Below are 16,975 nucleotides of genomic sequence, written 5' to 3'. Positions count from 1 at the left end.
CACCCAACCTGACGGACCTCGGCGTGGTGCTTCCGGCTGAGATTGTGCCCGGCGGCCGCGGTGACGCCCCGGTCCACCAGGGCGAGGTCGAGCCGACCGGTGACGTCTTGCTCGCTCAGTGCTCCAGCATCAGCTCGCTAGCCCGGTTCCCGTGGGTGGAGCCGAGAACGACCGCCGCGGCCACGGGCGCTCAACACGGACACACCCAGTTACACAAATCCTCGCTTCCGCAGCCACCGCAGGGAGAAGGCGCCCCAGATCGGCGGGAGGTAATGCGTGCAGAGGCGCTGACTGATGGCGATCGCGAACGCCGTGGAATCATCGACGCCGAATGCGATCAGTAAGGCAGTGAGGGTGGCCTCGGCGGCTCCGACGCCGCCGGGAACCGGGATGAAGGCGGCGAGCACGGACGCGGCGACGTTGATCGCCAGCAGTTCGGCGATGCTGAGGCCGACGCCGTAGGCGTGGCACACGGCACCGAGGCAGAGGGCGAACGTCAGCTCGCCGGCCAGCTTCCCGCCGAACAGCTCGAGGCGCTTGCGCCGGTCGCGGAGCACGACCCGAAGCGCGGCGAAGCCTTCGCGAAGAGGTGGGATGATCTTCGTGTTCACGGCGGGAACGAGCCAGATCACGAGCCCGCTGAAGACGATCGCCGTCAGGATCGCGGAGACCAGCTTGCTGTCGGGGGTACCGACGTGGAGGTGGAGGTTGCCGAGTCCGTCTCGGACGAACGGCAGCATGAGGAGGGCGAGGAGGATCTTCACGAGCTTCCCGGCCACGTTGGAGACCGCCCCGGACGCGACGGCCTCGGCTGCCGTTCCGCCCAGGCGTTGGACGAATCGCACCGTGGCCGCGAGCGTGCCGGCCGCGCCAGGGACGGTGAGGTTGACGAACTTGAGCGCCGACTCGAAAACGACGCAGGGCAGCAGTGGGAGCGGCGTGGCCACCGCCCCGCGCAGCGAGATCGCCTGGGGGACGAATCCGAGCGTCGCCAGGACGAGCCCCGTGAGAAGCCACACCGGCTGGGCGGTTCTCACGTAGTCGCCAATCGTCGTGAAGCCGATATCGGCCAGCTGCGCGATGAGCAGGTACGCCGACACGGCGATGGCGGCGGTCAACAGCAGATTGCGCGGCCGAATCCGGGTCATGGGGGCGATCTCGACCGGCACGGTTCCCGCGGCCTCCGCCGCCGACGTGCGCAGCTCCTCGAGTGCTACCTCGTGGGATCTGGCGAACTCGCGTGTGTGGGGCGTGAGGGCGGCGCGCTGGAGGAAGGGCAGCGAGCCCTTCACGGTGTCGACGCCGGACCCTCTGACTGCCGCGCTCAAGGCACGGTGGGGCCCGACGAGCACCGTTGAGGAGACGAGGAGCTCGGCTACGTCGATGTCGAGCGCCGGCTGCGGCGCACCCAGCGTGGCCGCGGCGAGCCCGACGATGACGGGTTGACCCTCGTGGTCGAGGATCACACGGGACGCATTGAGACGCCCGTGCGAGATTCCGGCAGCGTGCATCCTCGCTACCTGGCGCCAGAGCTCCACGAGCGTCGCATCACGGACCTCGGAGGGCGACACCAGCTCCAGCGGATCGACGTCGGCTTGTCGCGTGACGACGGCTGCATCGCCACCTCGGCCGAGCGCGGCGATGACGACCTCCGGAACACGAACGCCGGCCTTGGCCGCCATCAGAATGGCCAACGCCTCGTGCTCGACCTGCTCCAGTCGCCCGATCGGCGCGCTCCTACGAGGATCACGGTAAGCCAGCAAGCGCCACCGGCGTGCGAACCGCTGCGTGTCCTGGGCGTCGCGTCCAAGGACGCGGACGCGGACAGCATGCCCCTCACGGTCGTAACCGGCGTACACCGCCGAGCCCATTTCTTGTGGCGCCACAGGGCGAAGGTCGTCGAGCTCGACGCCGACGTCCAGCATCGAGTCTCGTACGTCGGCCGACGGAGGGACGCCGGCCGCAGATCCGAAGACCAGTCGGACGAGCGCACCGGCGCCGAGTCCCAATGCCACCGCCCCCAGCACGTCGGACGGCAGCGCTGCCGCCAAGGCGAGCTGGCCGACACCGGCTGCAACGACGAGCAAGGCGAAGAGTGCGCGGACTGGCCTGACGAGCTCGGGCCCGACAACGGTGACGATCGCGATGGCCGCCGCGAGCCGGTACTCCGGAAAGCCCCACCGCGACCACAGGTCGTTGTCGACGGCTAGCCAGTCAGGGCCGACGATGCGGCCGACCACACTGCCCGTCCCTGCCAGCGCGACGAGTGCCAGCGCGACGTCGCGGAGCAATGCCCAGCGCCCACGCACCGTGATCACGACGAGGACGACCGCCGCGAGCGCAAGCGCGCACAGTACTGCTGCGCGCCACATGCTGGGGGCCCATCCGAGGATGGTGACCAACGCCTGTCCCACAGCCTGGTCCTGGTTCGGAGCAGAATTCGCAATCGTTGCGGCAAGGCCAGTCAGCAGTGCCATCACGCCGAGGAGCACCGCGTCGATCGCGCGCCGGTTTCGGCGGCCGGCCTCGTAATCGGTCAGCATCACCGGGCCGATTCCTCGGGGTCGTGATGGCATCTCCGCTGCCATGGGTCTGCCCCTCCCAGCGGCGCTCGAACGGGTGCGTGCCTCACATGCAACTCGCCCTTGACGGGACCGGCAACTCATCGGATCGCGCTCGTGAGCACTGCGGCGACCGCCAGGTTGGGCGGGGCGCGGGTCTTCATCGGTCTTGCCACGCCTTGCGTGATTGGATTCCCAGTTCCCGAGGGTGGAGAACGACCAGCCCCTTGGACGTCCGCCCGGACCAGCACCAACAACGACCTGAAATGCAACGATGTCCCGCAACACCTGCCAACGGTGTCGCGGGACATCGCATTTGGTGGAGCTGAGGGGATTCGAACCCCTGACCTTCTCATTGCGAACGAGACGCGCTACCAACTGCGCCACAGCCCCAGTGCGTCGTACGACGCGAGTGGAAAAGATACCACCGGTGCCGGTGCCCTCCGAATCGGGAGGGCGGTGCGGTCAGGAGCCGACCGCGCGGCGCTCCGGCTCATCGCCGACGTCGCGCGCCGAGGCCGCGGCGGCGTCGGCCTCGCGGGCCATCGCGGCGCTCTCCTCGGTGCGTCCGGAGGTCCACGCGCCGGGCTCGCCGAGCTCGATCGTGCGGACGGTACGGCGGGCTGCCGCGGGCTTCGTGACGTACGTCGGGAGGGTGACCGGAAGCGGGTCCCACAGGGTGCCGTCGGCGACCGCGGGCATGGTGGCGGTCTCGGCGGAGGCGGCTACCTCGTCGAAGCCCTGGCGGTTGCGCTCGACGGCGTACTCGGCGGGGACCTCCTCGTCGACGGGCGCGTCGACGGGGGCGTCAGCGGTCGCGACGGCGGAGACCGGCGCGAGCCCGCGGCGCTCGGACTTCACCATCACCCGGCACAGGACCAGCCAGACCACGACGAGCCCCGCCGGGATCGCCTCCCACACCCAGGCGACGACCTCGAGGGCGGCGAGGGTGGAGACGACGACGTTGGCGAGGAGGAGCAGGCCGAGCACCCGGCGGCGGCGCTTCGTGGCCCGCTTCGCGGCCTCGCGACGAGCTCGCAGCTGCGCAGGGGTGGGCGCGGCTGCGGACGGCTTGACGGTGACCTCGGCGGCGGCCGCGGCACGTCCGGGCGTGACGACCAGCCGGACGTCGCGCTTGTTGACGGGCTCGCGGCGGGCCAGGACACGCATGGTGTTGGAGAACCGGTCCACCGACCTGCTGCGGGCCACCTCGTCGTGGTGACGCAGGGCCTTGGGGATCAGGTACACGGCCCAGGCGACGGCGAGGGCGACGAAGATCATTCCGGACAGGTCCACGCACCTGAGGTTAGGAGCACTAGCGCAACATGAGGCGCATGTCCATAGGTGTGTCGCAGAACTACTCCTGTGACTGGTGGGATTCGAGTCGTGCGACCAGTCCCTCCGGGCAGTCCTCGGCGGTGATCGCGAAGATCCGGTGGTCGCGCCAGGCGCCGTCGATGTGCAGGAAACGGGGAGCGTAGCCGACCTCGTGGATGTCGAGCTTCTCCACCACGCGCAGGGAGTTGGTGTTCTCCGGGCGGATGCAGACCTCGACCCGGTGCAGTCCGGCCGTGGTGAAGCAGTGGTCGATCGCCATCGCGACCGCCAGCGGCATGATCCCGCGGCCGGCCACCTGCTGGTCGAGCCAGTAGCCGATGGAGGCGAACTGCGCCGAACCGCGCACGATGTTGTTGACGGTCACCTGGCCGACGAACGCGCCGTCCACCTCCACCGCGAACGGCATCGCCTGGTCCTCGCGGGCCAGGCGGGAGAGCTTGCGCACCAGCGAGCGGTACGTCGCGGGGCGGCCGCCGGTACCCGGCGGGACGGTGGCGTCCCACGGCTTCAGCCAGGCCGCGTTGCGGGCACGCACCTCACGCCAGGCCTTCCCGTCCGAGAGCTCCAGCGGACGGAGGACCACCCCGCCCCGCCGGAGCACCACCGGCCAGGCGGGAGTCAATGGTCGCTCCCGACCACCTGCTCCGCGGCATGCCGGAGCAGGGGTTCGAGGACGGCCAGCCCGTCCTTCACGCCGCCGCGCGACCCGGGCAGGTTCACCACGACGCAGTCGCCCGCGACCCCGGCGAGCCCCCGCGACAGCGCGGCGGTGGCGACGCCCTTCGCGGCGCCGTACGCACGGATCGCCTCGGCGATGCCGGGCACCTCGCGGTCGAGCAGCGGCCGGGTCACCTCGGGGGTGCGGTCGGTGGGGGTGAGCCCGGTGCCGCCGGTCGTGAGCACCACCCGGGCGCCGCCGGCCACGGCCTGCCGGATCGCGTCACCGACCGGCTCCCCGTCGGGCACCACCAGCGGTCCCTCGGTGTCGAACCCCCAGCCCTGCAAGGCGTCCACGATCAGGGGGCCGGTGGTGTCGTCGTAGACGCCGGCGGCCGCGCGGTTGGACGCGACGACCACGACGGCCCTCATGACGGGTCCCGGTCGGGGCGGGTCCAGTCGCCGGACTTGCCGCCGGTCTTCGCCTCCACGCGCACGTCGGTGATGGTGGCGGCCTTGTCGACGGCCTTGACCATGTCGACCACGGTGAGGGCGGCCACCGAGACCGCGGTCAGGGCCTCCATCTCGACGCCGGTCCGGTCGGAGGTGCGCACGGTCGCGCTGATCTCGACCGCGTCGTCGGCGACCGCCAGGTCGACGGTGACGCCGGAGATCGCGAGCGGGTGGCAGAGCGGGACCAGTGCCGGCGTCTGCTTGGCACCCATGATCCCCGCGATCCGGGCCACCGCGAGCGCATCGCCCTTGGGCACGCCCTCGCCACGCAGCAGCGCGACCACCTGCGGGCTGACCAGCACCCGGCCCGTGGCGGTCGCTGCGCGGGCGGTCACCGCCTTGCCGGACACGTCGACCATGCGCGCGGCGCCCGCCTCGTCGACGTGGGTGAGGCGGTCCGCCTGCGGGTCGGCCACCTCAGAACTCCTGGTCGAGGAGCAGCACCTGCACGGTGTCACCGGGGGCGAGGGACTCGGTCTCCGCCGGCACGACCACCAGGCAGTTGGCGTCTGCCAGGTCGCCGATGAGGTGCGAGCCGTGGCCGCCGACCGGGGTGACCACCGAGGCGTCGTACTGGCCGCGCACCATCTGCTGGCGGCCGGGGATCGAGCGCAGTCCGTGGGTGATCCGGGCGGTGCGCGAGGGGCGCTCGTAGGGGCGGCGGCCCTGGAGCTTGCGCAGCGCGGGCAGCACGAACGCCTGGAACGAGACGTACGACGACACCGGGTTGCCCGGCAGCGTGAAGATCAGCGTCTCCTCGTCACCCACCACGCCGAAGCCCTGCGGCTTGCCCGGCTGCATCGCGACGTCGCCGAACCAGACCGTGCCGAGCCCGGAGAGGGCCTCCTTCACCACGTCGTAGTCGCCCTGGCTGACGCCGCCGCTGGTGACCACGATGTCGGCGCGCACCAGCTGGTCGGTGAGCGCCTCGGTGAACCCGCGGACGTCGTCCGGCACGGCGCCGACGCGGTAGGGGATGCCACCCGCGGCGCGGACCGCGGCGGCGAGCATGTAGGAGTTCGCGTCGTAGATCGAGTCGTGGCCGAGCGCCATGCCGGGTTCGCGCAGCTCCGACCCGGTCGACATCACCACCACGCGCGGCCGCGGGCGGGCCCGCACCGTCGGGCGACCGGATGCCGCGAGCAGACCGATGTGCCGCGGGCCGAGGACGGTGCCCTCGGAGACCAGCACGTCGCCGACGCGGACGTCCTCGCCCGCCCGGCGGATGTGCTGGCCCTCGGTCGGCGCCTTGCCGATCTGGACGTGCGCGACACCGCGGTCGGTCCACTCGTAGGGCACGACGGCGTCGCACCCCTGCGGCACCGGGGCGCCGGTCATGATCTTCACCGCCGTCCCCGGCGACATCGCCAGCATGCTGGCCTGCCCGGCGCCGATCTCGCCGACCACCGGCAGGTGCACGGGGCGGTCCTCGCGGGCGTCGGCGACGTCCTTGAACACCACGGCGTAGCCGTCCATCGCGGAGTTGTCGAACGACGGCAGCGCCATCGGTGCGGTCACGTCCTCGGCGGCGGGCAGGTCGAGCGCCTCGAGGAGCGGCTGGTCGAAGACCGGCAGCGGCTCGACCGCATCGAGGATGCGCGCGACGTGCTCGGCGACCGGGAGCGGGGCGGTCGTCTGCTCAGGCATCGGCACCGAGCACCGTCCCCGCGGCCACCCGCTGCGCCGACCTCGGCCGGTCGAGCTCGACGTCGCCCTCGACGCTCACCCCGCGGCCGAACGTCCAGTCACCGGTGACCGTGAACCGGGTCGCGTGGCGCAGAGACGGTGCGCCCTCGGGGAACCGCTTGTCGAAGTCGTCGACGAACTTGTAGAACTCCGGGTCCAGCGCGACGTACGGCAACGTCCCTCCGTCCATGTCGAGCACGAAGTCCGCGCCCAGGTCGTAGATGTCGGAGCGCAGCACCAGCAGGTCGTCGGTGGTCTTCACCGGCACGAACCGGTCCCGACCGACGGCGATGGTCCGCGCGTCCTCGAAGACCTCGATCGCGGCGCCCATGGCGGTCTCGATCTGGATCACCTCCGGGGTCGTCGGGTCGCTCGGGTCGAGGTGCTTGGTGTTGCGGATCAGGGGCAGCCCGAGCACGCCCTGGCGGGCCCGCAGCGTCTCGCGCATCGTGGCCAGGTCGAACCACAGGTTGTTGGTGCTGGTGTAGCGGTGGCGGTCGACGTCGGCCAGCGCCTTGCGGTCGGACTCCGGGGTCTGCGCCGTCTCGCGCAGGATGATCCGGCCGTCGGACTTGCGGCGGGCGAAGTGGCCGCCCTTCTTGTCCGAGGGGGTACGGCGGGTGGCCTCGATCGCGAACGGCGCGCCGGTCGAGGCGAACCAGCCGGCCACCCGGGCGTCGGGCACCGCGCCGAGGTTGTCGGAGTTGGAGACGAAGGCGTAGCGGTAGCCGGCGGCGATCATCTGGTCGAGCAGGCCGGTGCCCAGCAGCGCGGTGTAGATGTCGCCGTGGCCGGGCGGGCACCACTCGAGGTCGGGGTTCCTCGACCAGGTCGCCGGCGAGAGGTCCTTGGCCAGGAGCTTGGGCTCCTTGTTCTGCAGGAACTCCAGCGGCAGCCCGTCGACCGGCAGCTGGTCGTAGCGGGCCAGCGCGGCCATGGTGTCGGCGGAGGTGCGGAAGCTGTTCATGAACAGCAGCGGCAGGCGCACGTCGTACTTCTCGCGGAGGAAGAGCACCTGGCGGGCGATGATGTCGAGGAAGGACAGGCCGCGGCGCACGCAGAGCAGCGACTTCGCGCGGTCCATGCCCATCGACGTGCCGAGGCCACCGTTCAGCTTGATCACCACGGTGCTCGCGATGGCGTCGGCGGCGACGTCGTCGGAGACCTCGACGTCGTCGAGGGACTCCATGTCGTGCGGGTCGATGGCGGACTCGGGGATCATCCCGGTCTCGCCGTGCTCGAGGAGCCGGAAGTAGTGGGCGAAGACGTCGATGGCGACGGGGTCGACACCCGCCTGCACCATCTTGTCCCGCGCCCGGTTCAACGCATCACTGCCCATACCTCGATCGTAGGGCCGTTCGCGTCCCAAACCGAACGGGCGTCACGGGTCGGCCCCGGCCCGGGCCCACGTCCCCGGGTTGGTCCTAGTGTTGCGACATGTCCGACCTCGGGTCGCCGGGTGCGACCGCCGCCAAGACCGCCCTCCGCGACCAGCTCGTCACCAACCGCAACCGGCGGCCGTTGCTGGAGCTCGGCGAGTTCGCCCGCGCCATCGCCGACCACCTGCTGACCCGGCCGGAGGTACGCCGGGCGGCCACGGTCGCGGCGTACGTCTCGATCGGGACCGAGCCCGGCACCGGCGCCCTCCTCGACGCCCTGCTCGAGGCCGGCAAGCGGGTGATCGTGCCGGTGGTGCTGCCCGACCTCGACCTCGACTGGGCGGTCTACCGCGGGTCGACCTCCCTGGTGCCGGCCCGGATGGGGCTGCTGGAGCCGGCCGGCCCGCGGCTCGGCGTCGACGCGGTGGCCGGCGCCGACGCGGTCCTGGTGCCCGGCCTCGCCGTCGCCGCCGACGGCACCCGGCTCGGCCGGGGCGGCGGCTGCTACGACCGCGCGCTGGCCCGGGTCCCCGCCGGCACCTTCACCTGCGTGCTGCTCTTCGACGACGAGCTGCTGCCCGGGGTCCCGCACGAGGAGCACGACCGGCGGGTGGTCGCGGCTGCCACGCCGTCGGGGGTGCGGGTGTTCGGGTAGGAATCCCCGGCTGACCGGGGGATCCTGCACATGACAGGCAGAATTCCGGCCGACAAGCGTCGGAACTGCGCGTCAAGTTCGCCGTCAGTCGCCGGGGAGCAGGGTGAGGGTGTCCTCGCCGGCCTCGTCGACGGCGTCGCGGGTGGACACCCAGGGCAGGGTGCGGCCGTCGACGTACAGCTCGGTCTGGTCGGTGTAGTTCGGGTGGAAGGCGTGGCCGCTGGCGCCGGTGAGGTTGATCCAGCGCGAGTCGTCGAAGTCGCCCAGCGAGACCACCATCCGCATCGACGGTGCCCAGACGACCCCGTAGCCGACGCCGGCGTCCCAGCCGGTCGCGTTGACGATCGAGTCGCCGCCGCCGATCCGCCAGTCGTCGCGGTTGAACAGCCACTCGACCGCGCCGACGCCGGACTCCCCCAGCGTCTGGTTGTGCAGGTCCATGCGGTGCAGCCGGCCCCACTCCCACTCGTCCGGGCGCCGGGCCTGCCGCCGGGTCATCTCGTCGCGCGCCTCGAGCTGCGCCTCCGTGAGGATGTCGTCCCGGGTCTCGACGGTCTCGGTGTCGCGGTCGTCCCAGAACGCGTTGGCCGGCTGCCGCAGCAACCGGGTCAGCACCGCGAACCACCGGCTCCCGCCGTCCGGCCACTGCGACTCCCGCATCTCGTCGTGGAAGGTCAGCGCCAGCAGGTTGCGCCAGACGGCGTTGTAGTACGCCGCGGCCGCCGAGTCCGCAGGCTGGCGGAAGTCCCAGTCGGCGAGCAGCCGCTGACCGCCGCGGAAGTAGCCCCGGGGCAGCTGCACGTCGAGCAGGTAGGGCACCAGCACCGGCGCCATCGCGTTGTAGTCGTCGAGCTGGATGTCGGCCATCTCGTCGACCGACAGGTCGCCCTCGTCGAGCAGCAGGCTCCGGATCCGCTGCGAGCGGTAGCCGTAGTCCCAGTCGTCGGTCAGGTGATAGGGGTACGACGGCCCCGCGACCGCCTGGTTCGCGGTCACCACGAACCCCTCGTCCGGGTCGAGCACGCTCGGCAGCGCGTCGAACGGGACGTACTGCCCGCTCCAGTCGTTCTCCGGCCGCCAGCCCGCCGACGGGGTGAGCCCGTCGTTGCCCGACTTGCGGATCGGGACCCGGCCCGGCGCCTGGTAGCCGATGTGGCCCTCGGTGTCGGCGTACACCAGGTTCTGGGCCGGCACCGCGAAGTCGGCGGCTGCCGAGCGGAACTCGTCCCATTCGGACGCCCGGTCGAGCTCCAGGATGGCGTCGGCGGTGTTCGAGGGCTGCAGGGCGGTCCACTCCAGCGCGACCGAGAAGCCGTTGCCGCGGTCCGGTCCCTCCGGTGCCTCGGCGTTCGCACCGACCGTGCTGAGCTCGCGGGACACGTCGGAGATCAGCGGCCCGTGCTTCGTCTCCCGGATGGTCAGGTCGAAGTCGTCACCGTTGCGGACCTTGATGGTCTCCCGCCGAACCTTCAGCCGGCGCATCTTCCCGTCGTACAGCCAGCGGTTGCCCTCGGTCTTCTCCAGGTAGAGGTCGGTGACGTCCGGGCCGAGGTTCGTGAACCCCCAGGCGATGTCGCGGTTGTGGCCGATGACCACGCCGGGGACTCCGGAGAAGCTGAAGCCCGAGACGTCGTAGGGGCAGGCCGCCGAGACGCTGCGGCAGTGCAGGCCGACCTGGTACCAGATGCCGGGCATGCTGGTCCCGAGGTGCGGGTCGTTCGCGAGCAGCGGCTTGCCGGTCGCGGAGTGCTCGCCGTCGACGACCCAGCTGTTGCTGCCCAGCCCGGAGCCGCGGCCGAACAGCGCCGGCGCCGCATGCAGGCCGCTCTGCGCGTCGTCCAGCGCGGCCACCTGGTCCGCGGTCCACGCCGGCCGGGCCGGGTTGCGGGTGCCGGGGCCGGTTGCCTGCGACTCGTAGCGACCGTCGACCACGGCGCCCTGCCCGACGATCGGGTCGTGCTCGTCGTAGGGGTACGGCGGGTAGAGCTCGTCGACCTGGTCGGGCCTGTGGTTGACCCCGGCCAGCACCCGTCCGATCTCGTCGTCCATGTTGCCGCGCAGGTCCCACGCCATCGCCTTGAGCCAGGCCAACGAGTCGACCGGGCCCCATTCCTCGGGGGTGTAGTCGAGCCCACCCGCGACCAGGACGGTGTACTCCAGGGAGATCTCGCTGAGCGAGCGCCCGTCGAGGTAGGCGTTGACGCCGGCGCTGTAGGCCTCGAGCGCCTCCCGTGTCTCGGGCGCCAGCAGCCGCAGCTCGCGCTCGGCGACCCGGCGCCAGCCGAGCGTGCGCACGACCTTGTCGGTCTCCAGCCCGTCCTCGCCGAACAGCTCGGAGGTGCGGCCGGCGGTGACGTGGCGGCGTACGTCCATCTCGAAGAAGCGGTCCTGCGCGTGCACGTAGCCCTGGGCGCGCATGAGGTCGGCGGTGGTGTCCGCGTAGATCTGCGGGATGCCGTGCTCGTCGCGGACCACCTCGACCCGGCCCTCGAGCCCGGGGACCGTGATCTCACCAGCGGTCTCCGGCCACGACCGTCGTACCAGCACCACGCCGGTGACCAGTGAGGCCACCATCAGCAGGACCACGGCGACCACGCCGTAGACCGCCCAACGTGCCGCCCACGGCCAGGCTCGGAAGGTCCTCCAGCTGCTCCTCAGATCCGGCACGCGGGTCATTGTGCCGGTCGGGTGACCGGGGCCGGTCAGGAGGCCGAGGCGCTGCCGGAGGTCGACGAGGACGAGCCCGTCGAGGACCCGGACGACGACGTGGTGGCGCCGCTGGAGGTGCCGCCGTCACTCGATCCGGACGATCCGGACGAACCGCCCGACGAGCCTCCCGGCGAGCCGCCGTCGGAGGACGTCGAGGAGGCCGGGACACTGGCGTTGGTGCCGGACCGGGAGTCCGTGCGGTAGAAGCCCGAGCCCTTGAACACCACGCCGACGGCGTTGAACACCTTGCGCAGGCGACCGTGGCACACCGGGCACACGGTCAGCGCGTCGTCGTTGAAGCTCTGCACCTGCTCGAAGTGGTGCCCGCACTCGGTGCAGGCGTACTGGTAGGTGGGCACGACGGGGGAACCTCCACTGCTGGGTCGTCGGGTGGGCGCGGCGGCCGGCCCGACAGCCAAAGATACGTCACCTGTGGACAACACCCACGCCGAGTCCGGGGGGCTGCCTAGCCTCGACCCATGCCCCGACCCCGCGCCGCCCGCTCCACCCGGGCCGACCTGGCCGCCGCGCGCCGCGCCGTACGCCGACGGGTGCTGCGGCACCGCCGGCTGCTGTCGGCACTGTGCGTGGGTGGGGCGGTGCTGGCCGGCCTCCACGCGGTCGCTCCCCCGCCGCCGACCACGGTCACCGTGCTGGTCGCGGCCCGCGACCTCCCGGCCGGCACGGTCCTCGCGAGCGACGACCTGGCCGCGACCGCCTTCCGGCCGGACTCGGCCCCCGACGGGGTCGCGGCGCGCGGGCAGGCGGTGGGCCGCACGCTGGCCGCACCCCTGCGTCGCGGCGAGCCGGTGACCGACGTGCGCCTGGTGGGGCCGTCGCTGCTGCACGGCTACCCCGGGCTGGTCGCGGTGCCGGTGCGGATCCCGGACCCGGGCACCGTCGACCTGCTGCGGGTCGGCGACCGGGTCGACCTGCTGGTCACCGAGACCGACGCCTCCGCGGCGCAGCGCCTCGCCGGTGGCGTGCCGGTGCTCGCCCTCCCCCGCGACGACGCCGTCGCCGGGCCGGTGACCGGAGGCGTGGTGAGCGGCCGCCTGGTGGTGCTTGGCACGTCACCGGGGCTCGCCGGGACCGTGTCCGCGGCGGCCGTGCGGGGTTGTCTGGTCCTCACGCTGTCGGGCTAGGTTGTGGCGGACCCCAACGTGACCCAGGTCCAGAGGCGGCCGGGTCGGAAGGAGACCGCGATGGTGCAGGGATTCAAGGAGTTCATCCTCAAGGGCAACCTGGTCGAGCTGGCGGTGGCCTTCATCATGGGCCTCGCGTTCGCCTCGGTGGTCAGCACGTTCACCGACGTGCTGATGGGGTTCATCGGCAAGGTCGGCGGCGAGCCGGACTTCGGCTCGGTGAAGCTGGCCGGCGTGACCGTGGGGCTGTTCATCAACGCACTGATCTCGTTCGTGATCGTCGCGGCCGTCCTCTACTTCTTCGTGGTCACGCCGTACAACAAGGCCCTGGCCCACTTCAAGAAGACGGAGCCGCCGGCCGCCAAGCCCGACGACGTGCTCCTGCTCGAGGAGATCCGCGACCTGCTCGCCCGGCGCCCGCAGGTCTGACCGGCACCCCACGTCACGAGGCCCGTCCCCCCGGGGCGGGCCTCGTCGTACGTCGCTGGGTCAGCCGTGGTGGGGCGGCACCTGCCGCTGCAGCCACTCGTCGTCGCGGTCGCCCGTCGGCTCGCGAGGGGCGCGGTCGTCGCCGGTGGTCTCCGGCAGCACGTCACCGAACACGTCCGCGAGCCGCTTGCGACGAGCCCAGTCCGGCTCGGCGCCCGGACCGTCGTCGGGGGTGTCGTCGGGGGTGCGCTCGTCGCCCATCGCGGTCACGCGCAGAGCCCGTTGGCCGCCGCGGTCTCCTCATCGGTCTTGGTGACCGTGCCGGCGGCCTGGGCCGCCGACTTCTTCGGATCCTTGGACTTGCCGGCCGCGGTGATCGCCTCGGTGCTGAGCCGCTTGGACAGCGGCATGTCGTTGCGGACCTTCCGCCACAGGTTGTCGGCGTCCCCGCTCCACACCAGGCGGTTGGGGTCCGGCTCGTAGGCCGCGAACGGGATCGTGACGAACTTGATCTTGTCCAGCCCGGTGTCCTGGAACTGGCCGGCCAGGTCGGCGATCTTCTTCACCGAGCTGAGGCCCGGGTCGAGGGTCAGCGAGCTGGTGGCCGCGTTCACGAACCCGAAGAGGCGGTCCGGCCGCGACAGGGTGCCGGCGGAGCTCACCTTGTTCGTCATCGCCGCGACGAAGGCCTGCTGGCGCTTCATGCGGCCGATGTCGCCGTTGTTGGAGATGTTGTGGCGGATGCGCACGTAGTTGAGGGCCTCCTGACCCTTGACCTCGCGGGTGCCCGCCTTGAGGTGGATGTTGCCGACCGGGTCGTCGACGTCCTCGGGGATGCACACCTTGACGCCGTCGATCGCGTCGACCATGTCCTTGAAGCCGTTGAAGTCGACCACCACGAAGTGGTCGATCTTGACATGGGTCAGCTGCTCGAACTGCCGGATCGTGCAGGCGGGCCCACCGACGGAGAAGGCGGCGTTCCACATGTCGAAGCCACCCGGGATTTCCTTCTTGTCCTTCGTGAAGCACGTCGGACGCTGCACCATGGCGTCGCGCGGCAGGCTCACGCCGTACGCGTTCTCGCGGTCCGCGGAGAGGTGGATCAGCAGGGTCGTGTCGGAGCGCTGGCCGCCGCCCCTGAGGCCGTCGATGTTGTTGCCCTTCCCGTCGCGGCTGTCGGACCCCATCACAAGCACGTTGATCGGCTCGCGGGGACCTTCGACCTCCACCTTGTCGGGGCGGTCGTCACCGAGCTGCGAGGTGACGTCGAGAATGGTGAGGTTCTCGTTGAAGTGACGGTAGGAGTACACCGAGAAGAGACCGACGACGACGGACATCGCCACCACGACGTAGCCGAAGGCCCGCAGCACCTGGTGGCGGGTCTCGGCGTTGCCGCGATGGCGGGCGTCGGGATCGTCAGACGCGTTGGGGTTCGCTCGGTGTCGGGACAACGTTCTCGGCCATTACCTCGGTTCGCGGGCAGGAAAAAGGCGGCCGCGGTGCGCAGCCACCGGCCAGAAGGCTACGCGATCCGCGCGAATACACCCAGTTGTCGGACGATGCGACAGCGGGGTCCCCCGACCCGGCGGCTCCGTACCCGATCCACCTTTCGGTAACAAAACCCCCTCGCGCGAGTAATTGGTTACTTAAACTCGCCAATATGTCCGACCTCACCCCCGGTTGGTGGCTCCGGGTCTGCGCCCTGGTGCTCGCCGTCGCCGCGCTGCTGCTCCCGTCGAGCACGCCGGCCTCGAGCAGCGGCAGCGAGACCTCGGCCGCCTGGCCGGCCCCCACGATCGTCCGGGGTGCGGACCGGTACGTCACCGGCCGGGCCAGCGACGCCGGCGTGGTGACGCTCGAGCAGCGGGTGCTCGGCGGGTGGCGGGCGGTCTCGACCGCCTCGACCGGGGCCGACGGGGCCTACCGCTTCCGGATCCCCACCTGGTGGGTCGGCACCCGCAGCTACCGGGTCCGCAGCGACACCGCGGCCACCACGGAGTTCCGGGCCAGCGTGGTCCCGTCCTACACGCCGCGGGGCCGGGTCGGGCAGTACCGCTACAGCTTCGACTCCATGACCCGCTGGGACCCGTGCACGACGATCGGCTTCCGGGTCAACGCGCGCCAGGGGGGTGCGGGCGCGGTCCGCGACACCAAGGCGGCCGTGGCCCGGATCTCGCAGGCGACCGGCTTCCGCTTCGCCTACCGCGGCACCACCACCGGCATCCCGTCGAACGGCGGCAACAGCTGGTACCCCGCGGACACCGAGATCGTGGTGGCCTGGGCGAGGCCGAGCCAGTCCTCGCTGCTGCGGATGTACCCCCGGGCCGCCGGGGTCGGTGCCGCGCTCGCCCGCACCGGCTACTACAACGGCGACGGCTCCCGCACGAGCAAGATCAGCAAGGGCATGGTCGTGGTGAACTCCAACGTCCGGATGAAGGGCGGCTTCGGCACCGGCCTCACCCGTGGCGACACCCTGATGCACGAGATCGGTCACGCGATGGGGCTCTCGCACAGCGGCGCGAGCGCCCAGATGATGTACGCCTACCTCACACGTTCGGCGGCCCGGTTCGGCCGCGGTGACCTGCACGGCCTCGAGGCGCGGGGCAGCAAGCTCGGGTGCGTCCGTCCGACCTCGCCGGCGACCTCCGCCCGTGGCACGCGGACGGTCGCACCGCGGGTGGCCGCCCTCCGCGTCGCCCCCTGACCGGGCACGTCGCACCCTGACCGGACGAGTCGGGTCAGGTCGGGTCCGGCACCGGCTCGGGCTGGTCGAGGAGCCGGCCGTGGTGCGCCACCGCCCGCGCGAACAGCAGCAGCGTCGGTGCCAGCAGCAGCGCGCCGCAGCCCAGGGCCGCCCGGACGCCCGAGCGGTTGCCGACCACGCCGAGCGCCGGACCTCCGGCCCACTCACCCAGGCTCCCGGCGATGCCCGTCGCGCCAGGCGGCCCGCCCGCAGCCGCTCGACCCGGCTGACGAGCGGGGTGGCGACGGCGAACGCGAGGACCAGCGTGGCCGCGCCGAGCACGCCGAACCACGCGACGTCGCCGAGGCCCCCGATGTCGGGCAGGCCCACGTCGAGCAGCAGGTGCGCCTCCCACAGCCGGTCGAAGCCCTGCTCGAAGGCGCCGAGGAACACGAAGATCACCACGATCAGCACCAGGATCGGGCTGGCCCGCACCACCCGGGCGCCGTCGCCGACGGTGCGCAGCATCGTCGCCAGCGTCTCGTGCTCGCGCGCGCCGCCCCGGCGGAACCCCTCCTCCGGCATCGCCACCACCAGCGCGACCGCGAGCACGAGCGCCGTACCGCCGGCGACGAACGGGAGCCGCAGGTCTGCGAGCGCCAGGGCCACCGCGGCGACGATCCCGAGCAAGCCGGTCACGCGGCCGACCTGGGCACCGCGCTGGTACGACGGGCCGAGCCGCTCGCTGCCCACCTCGTCGGCCAGCCAGGCGTCCTCGGCGCCGCTGCGGAACGTCCATCCCACCCCCCACAGCGCCATGCCCGCGATCACCCAGCCGGCGGAGGAGAGCAGCCCGATGGCGATCATGGCGATGCCGGAGACAACCGCGGCCACCACCATCGAGAGCCGTCGGCTGCAGAGGTCGGCGACCACCGCGGTCGGGATCTCGAAGCAGAAGTAGGCGACCTCGAGGGCGGTGCCCGCGAGCACCAGCTGGAGGGGCGACATGCCGAGGTCGCGGATGAAGTACACCGCGGCGGTCGTCCACGACAGCGTCCCGATGAAGCCCCACCCGCCCCAGTACGCCAGCCACACGAGGTGCGCCGGCGCGCGACGAGTCACGGCACGAGGCTAGGACCGCCGCGGGGCCTCCGTCCGGGGGTCGCGGCCGCCGGGTCCTTCGACCCTTCCTCCGCCACCCGCCGTACGGCCACGATGGA

Annotated in this window: 17 protein-coding genes and 1 tRNA gene; 5 read left to right on the top strand and 13 right to left on the bottom strand. The window is 71.8% G+C overall.

What is annotated here, in order from left to right:
• Positions 1-209: 209 nt before the first annotated feature.
• The 8 genes from EKO23_RS13875 to EKO23_RS13840 all read right to left on the bottom strand — a co-directional run bounded on the left by EKO23_RS13875 (position 210) and on the right by EKO23_RS13840 (position 8,094).
• A complete protein-coding gene (locus EKO23_RS13875) occupies positions 210-2,588 on the bottom strand; it encodes a lysylphosphatidylglycerol synthase domain-containing protein (protein ID WP_167880473.1) in 2,379 nt (792 codons plus the stop codon).
• A 290-nt stretch (positions 2,589-2,878) separates the two neighbouring features.
• Positions 2,879-2,954: transfer RNA gene (locus EKO23_RS13870), tRNA-Ala, on the bottom strand.
• A 72-nt stretch (positions 2,955-3,026) separates the two neighbouring features.
• Positions 3,027-3,857: a divisome protein SepX/GlpR gene (gene sepX / locus EKO23_RS13865; protein ID WP_134718270.1), complete on the bottom strand. Its 831-nt coding sequence runs from the start codon at positions 3,855-3,857 to the stop codon at positions 3,027-3,029.
• Between the two features lie 61 nt (positions 3,858-3,918).
• On the bottom strand, positions 3,919-4,521 hold the full coding sequence (locus EKO23_RS13860; protein WP_134718268.1) for a GNAT family N-acetyltransferase: 603 nt from the start codon (positions 4,519-4,521) through the stop codon (positions 3,919-3,921).
• Positions 4,518-4,988 carry a MogA/MoaB family molybdenum cofactor biosynthesis protein gene (locus EKO23_RS13855; RefSeq protein ID WP_134718266.1) on the bottom strand — a complete coding sequence of 157 codons (471 nt, stop codon included), beginning with the start codon at positions 4,986-4,988 and terminating at the stop codon, positions 4,518-4,520. Before EKO23_RS13855 ends, EKO23_RS13860 begins: the two co-directional genes overlap by 4 nt.
• A complete protein-coding gene (gene moaC, locus EKO23_RS13850) occupies positions 4,985-5,428 on the bottom strand; it encodes a cyclic pyranopterin monophosphate synthase MoaC (RefSeq protein WP_167880476.1) in 444 nt (147 codons plus the stop codon). Before moaC ends, EKO23_RS13855 begins: the two co-directional genes overlap by 4 nt.
• A gap of 58 nt (positions 5,429-5,486) precedes the next feature.
• Positions 5,487-6,716, bottom strand: a complete 1,230-nt coding sequence (glp, locus tag EKO23_RS13845; protein WP_134718262.1) for a molybdotransferase-like divisome protein Glp — start codon at positions 6,714-6,716, stop codon at positions 5,487-5,489.
• Positions 6,709-8,094, bottom strand: a complete 1,386-nt coding sequence (locus EKO23_RS13840; protein ID WP_134718260.1) for a UTP--glucose-1-phosphate uridylyltransferase — start codon at positions 8,092-8,094, stop codon at positions 6,709-6,711. Before EKO23_RS13840 ends, glp begins: the two co-directional genes overlap by 8 nt.
• 98 nt (positions 8,095-8,192) lie before the next feature.
• On the opposite strand from EKO23_RS13840, the gene EKO23_RS13835 reads away from it, so the two are divergent.
• On the top strand, positions 8,193-8,789 hold the full coding sequence (locus EKO23_RS13835; protein WP_134718258.1) for a 5-formyltetrahydrofolate cyclo-ligase: 597 nt from the start codon (positions 8,193-8,195) through the stop codon (positions 8,787-8,789).
• An 84-nt stretch (positions 8,790-8,873) separates the two neighbouring features.
• On the opposite strand, the gene EKO23_RS13830 is transcribed toward EKO23_RS13835, so the two are convergent.
• A complete protein-coding gene (locus EKO23_RS13830; protein WP_246051081.1) occupies positions 8,874-11,456 on the bottom strand; it encodes a penicillin acylase family protein in 2,583 nt (860 codons plus the stop codon).
• Between the two features lie 35 nt (positions 11,457-11,491).
• A complete protein-coding gene (locus EKO23_RS13825) occupies positions 11,492-11,857 on the bottom strand; it encodes an FmdB family zinc ribbon protein (RefSeq protein WP_134718254.1) in 366 nt (121 codons plus the stop codon).
• 120 nt (positions 11,858-11,977) lie between these two features.
• On the opposite strand from EKO23_RS13825, the gene EKO23_RS13820 reads away from it, so the two are divergent.
• The gene (locus EKO23_RS13820) at positions 11,978-12,643 is read left to right on the top strand and encodes an SAF domain-containing protein (protein WP_134718252.1); all 666 of its coding nucleotides are present in this window, start codon (positions 11,978-11,980) and stop codon (positions 12,641-12,643) included.
• A 60-nt stretch (positions 12,644-12,703) separates the two neighbouring features.
• Positions 12,704-13,072 (top strand): large conductance mechanosensitive channel protein MscL, encoded by a 369-nt coding sequence (gene mscL / locus EKO23_RS13815; RefSeq protein WP_134718250.1) that lies wholly within the window; start codon positions 12,704-12,706, stop codon positions 13,070-13,072.
• A 60-nt stretch (positions 13,073-13,132) separates the two neighbouring features.
• Here the strand turns inward: mscL and EKO23_RS13810 are convergent, their stop codons facing one another.
• A complete protein-coding gene (locus tag EKO23_RS13810; protein ID WP_175582696.1) occupies positions 13,133-13,333 on the bottom strand; it encodes a hypothetical protein in 201 nt (66 codons plus the stop codon).
• A gap of 5 nt (positions 13,334-13,338) precedes the next feature.
• Positions 13,339-14,523, bottom strand: coding sequence for an LCP family protein (locus tag EKO23_RS13805; RefSeq protein WP_134718246.1), 1,185 nt, complete (start codon positions 14,521-14,523; stop codon positions 13,339-13,341).
• A 209-nt stretch (positions 14,524-14,732) separates the two neighbouring features.
• On the opposite strand from EKO23_RS13805, the gene EKO23_RS13800 reads away from it, so the two are divergent.
• Positions 14,733-15,776, top strand: coding sequence for a matrixin family metalloprotease (locus tag EKO23_RS13800; RefSeq protein ID WP_134718244.1), 1,044 nt, complete (start codon positions 14,733-14,735; stop codon positions 15,774-15,776).
• Between the two features lie 34 nt (positions 15,777-15,810).
• Here EKO23_RS13800 and EKO23_RS25305 read toward each other — a convergent pair whose 3' ends face one another.
• Complete coding sequence (locus tag EKO23_RS25305; protein ID WP_167880472.1) at positions 15,811-15,954, bottom strand: hypothetical protein; 144 nt, start codon at positions 15,952-15,954, stop codon at positions 15,811-15,813.
• A gap of 174 nt (positions 15,955-16,128) precedes the next feature.
• Between EKO23_RS25305 and EKO23_RS13795 the strand changes: the two genes are divergently transcribed.
• The gene (locus tag EKO23_RS13795; protein ID WP_134718241.1) at positions 16,129-16,716 is read left to right on the top strand and encodes a hypothetical protein; all 588 of its coding nucleotides are present in this window, start codon (positions 16,129-16,131) and stop codon (positions 16,714-16,716) included.
• Positions 16,717-16,975 lie beyond the last annotated feature (259 nt).

It is taken from the genome of Nocardioides guangzhouensis (assembly GCF_004519545.1).
GTDB lineage: Bacteria > Actinomycetota > Actinomycetes > Propionibacteriales > Nocardioidaceae > Nocardioides > Nocardioides guangzhouensis.
The sequence above is the reverse complement of the archived record's forward strand: the minus strand, read 5'-3'. Positions and strand labels throughout refer to the sequence as shown.

Excerpts from the sequence above, each read along its gene's own strand:
- EKO23_RS13875 (WP_167880473.1), bottom strand. The coding sequence starts at position 2,588 with ATGGCAGCGGAGATGCCATCACGACCCCGAGGAATCGGCCCGGTGATG.
- EKO23_RS13855 (WP_134718266.1), bottom strand. The coding sequence starts at position 4,988 with ATGAGGGCCGTCGTGGTCGTCGCGTCCAACCGCGCGGCCGCCGGCGTC.
- moaC (WP_167880476.1), bottom strand. The coding sequence starts at position 5,428 with ATGGTCGACGTGTCCGGCAAGGCGGTGACCGCCCGCGCAGCGACCGCC.
- glp (WP_134718262.1), bottom strand. The coding sequence starts at position 6,716 with ATGCCTGAGCAGACGACCGCCCCGCTCCCGGTCGCCGAGCACGTCGCG.
- EKO23_RS13840 (WP_134718260.1), bottom strand. The coding sequence starts at position 8,094 with ATGGGCAGTGATGCGTTGAACCGGGCGCGGGACAAGATGGTGCAGGCG.
- EKO23_RS13835 (WP_134718258.1), top strand. The coding sequence starts at position 8,193 with ATGTCCGACCTCGGGTCGCCGGGTGCGACCGCCGCCAAGACCGCCCTC.
- EKO23_RS13820 (WP_134718252.1), top strand. The coding sequence starts at position 11,978 with ATGCCCCGACCCCGCGCCGCCCGCTCCACCCGGGCCGACCTGGCCGCC.
- mscL (WP_134718250.1), top strand. The coding sequence starts at position 12,704 with ATGGTGCAGGGATTCAAGGAGTTCATCCTCAAGGGCAACCTGGTCGAG.
- EKO23_RS13810 (WP_175582696.1), bottom strand. The coding sequence starts at position 13,333 with ATGGGCGACGAGCGCACCCCCGACGACACCCCCGACGACGGTCCGGGC.
- EKO23_RS13800 (WP_134718244.1), top strand. The coding sequence starts at position 14,733 with ATGTCCGACCTCACCCCCGGTTGGTGGCTCCGGGTCTGCGCCCTGGTG.
- EKO23_RS13795 (WP_134718241.1), top strand. The coding sequence starts at position 16,129 with ATGTCGGGCAGGCCCACGTCGAGCAGCAGGTGCGCCTCCCACAGCCGG.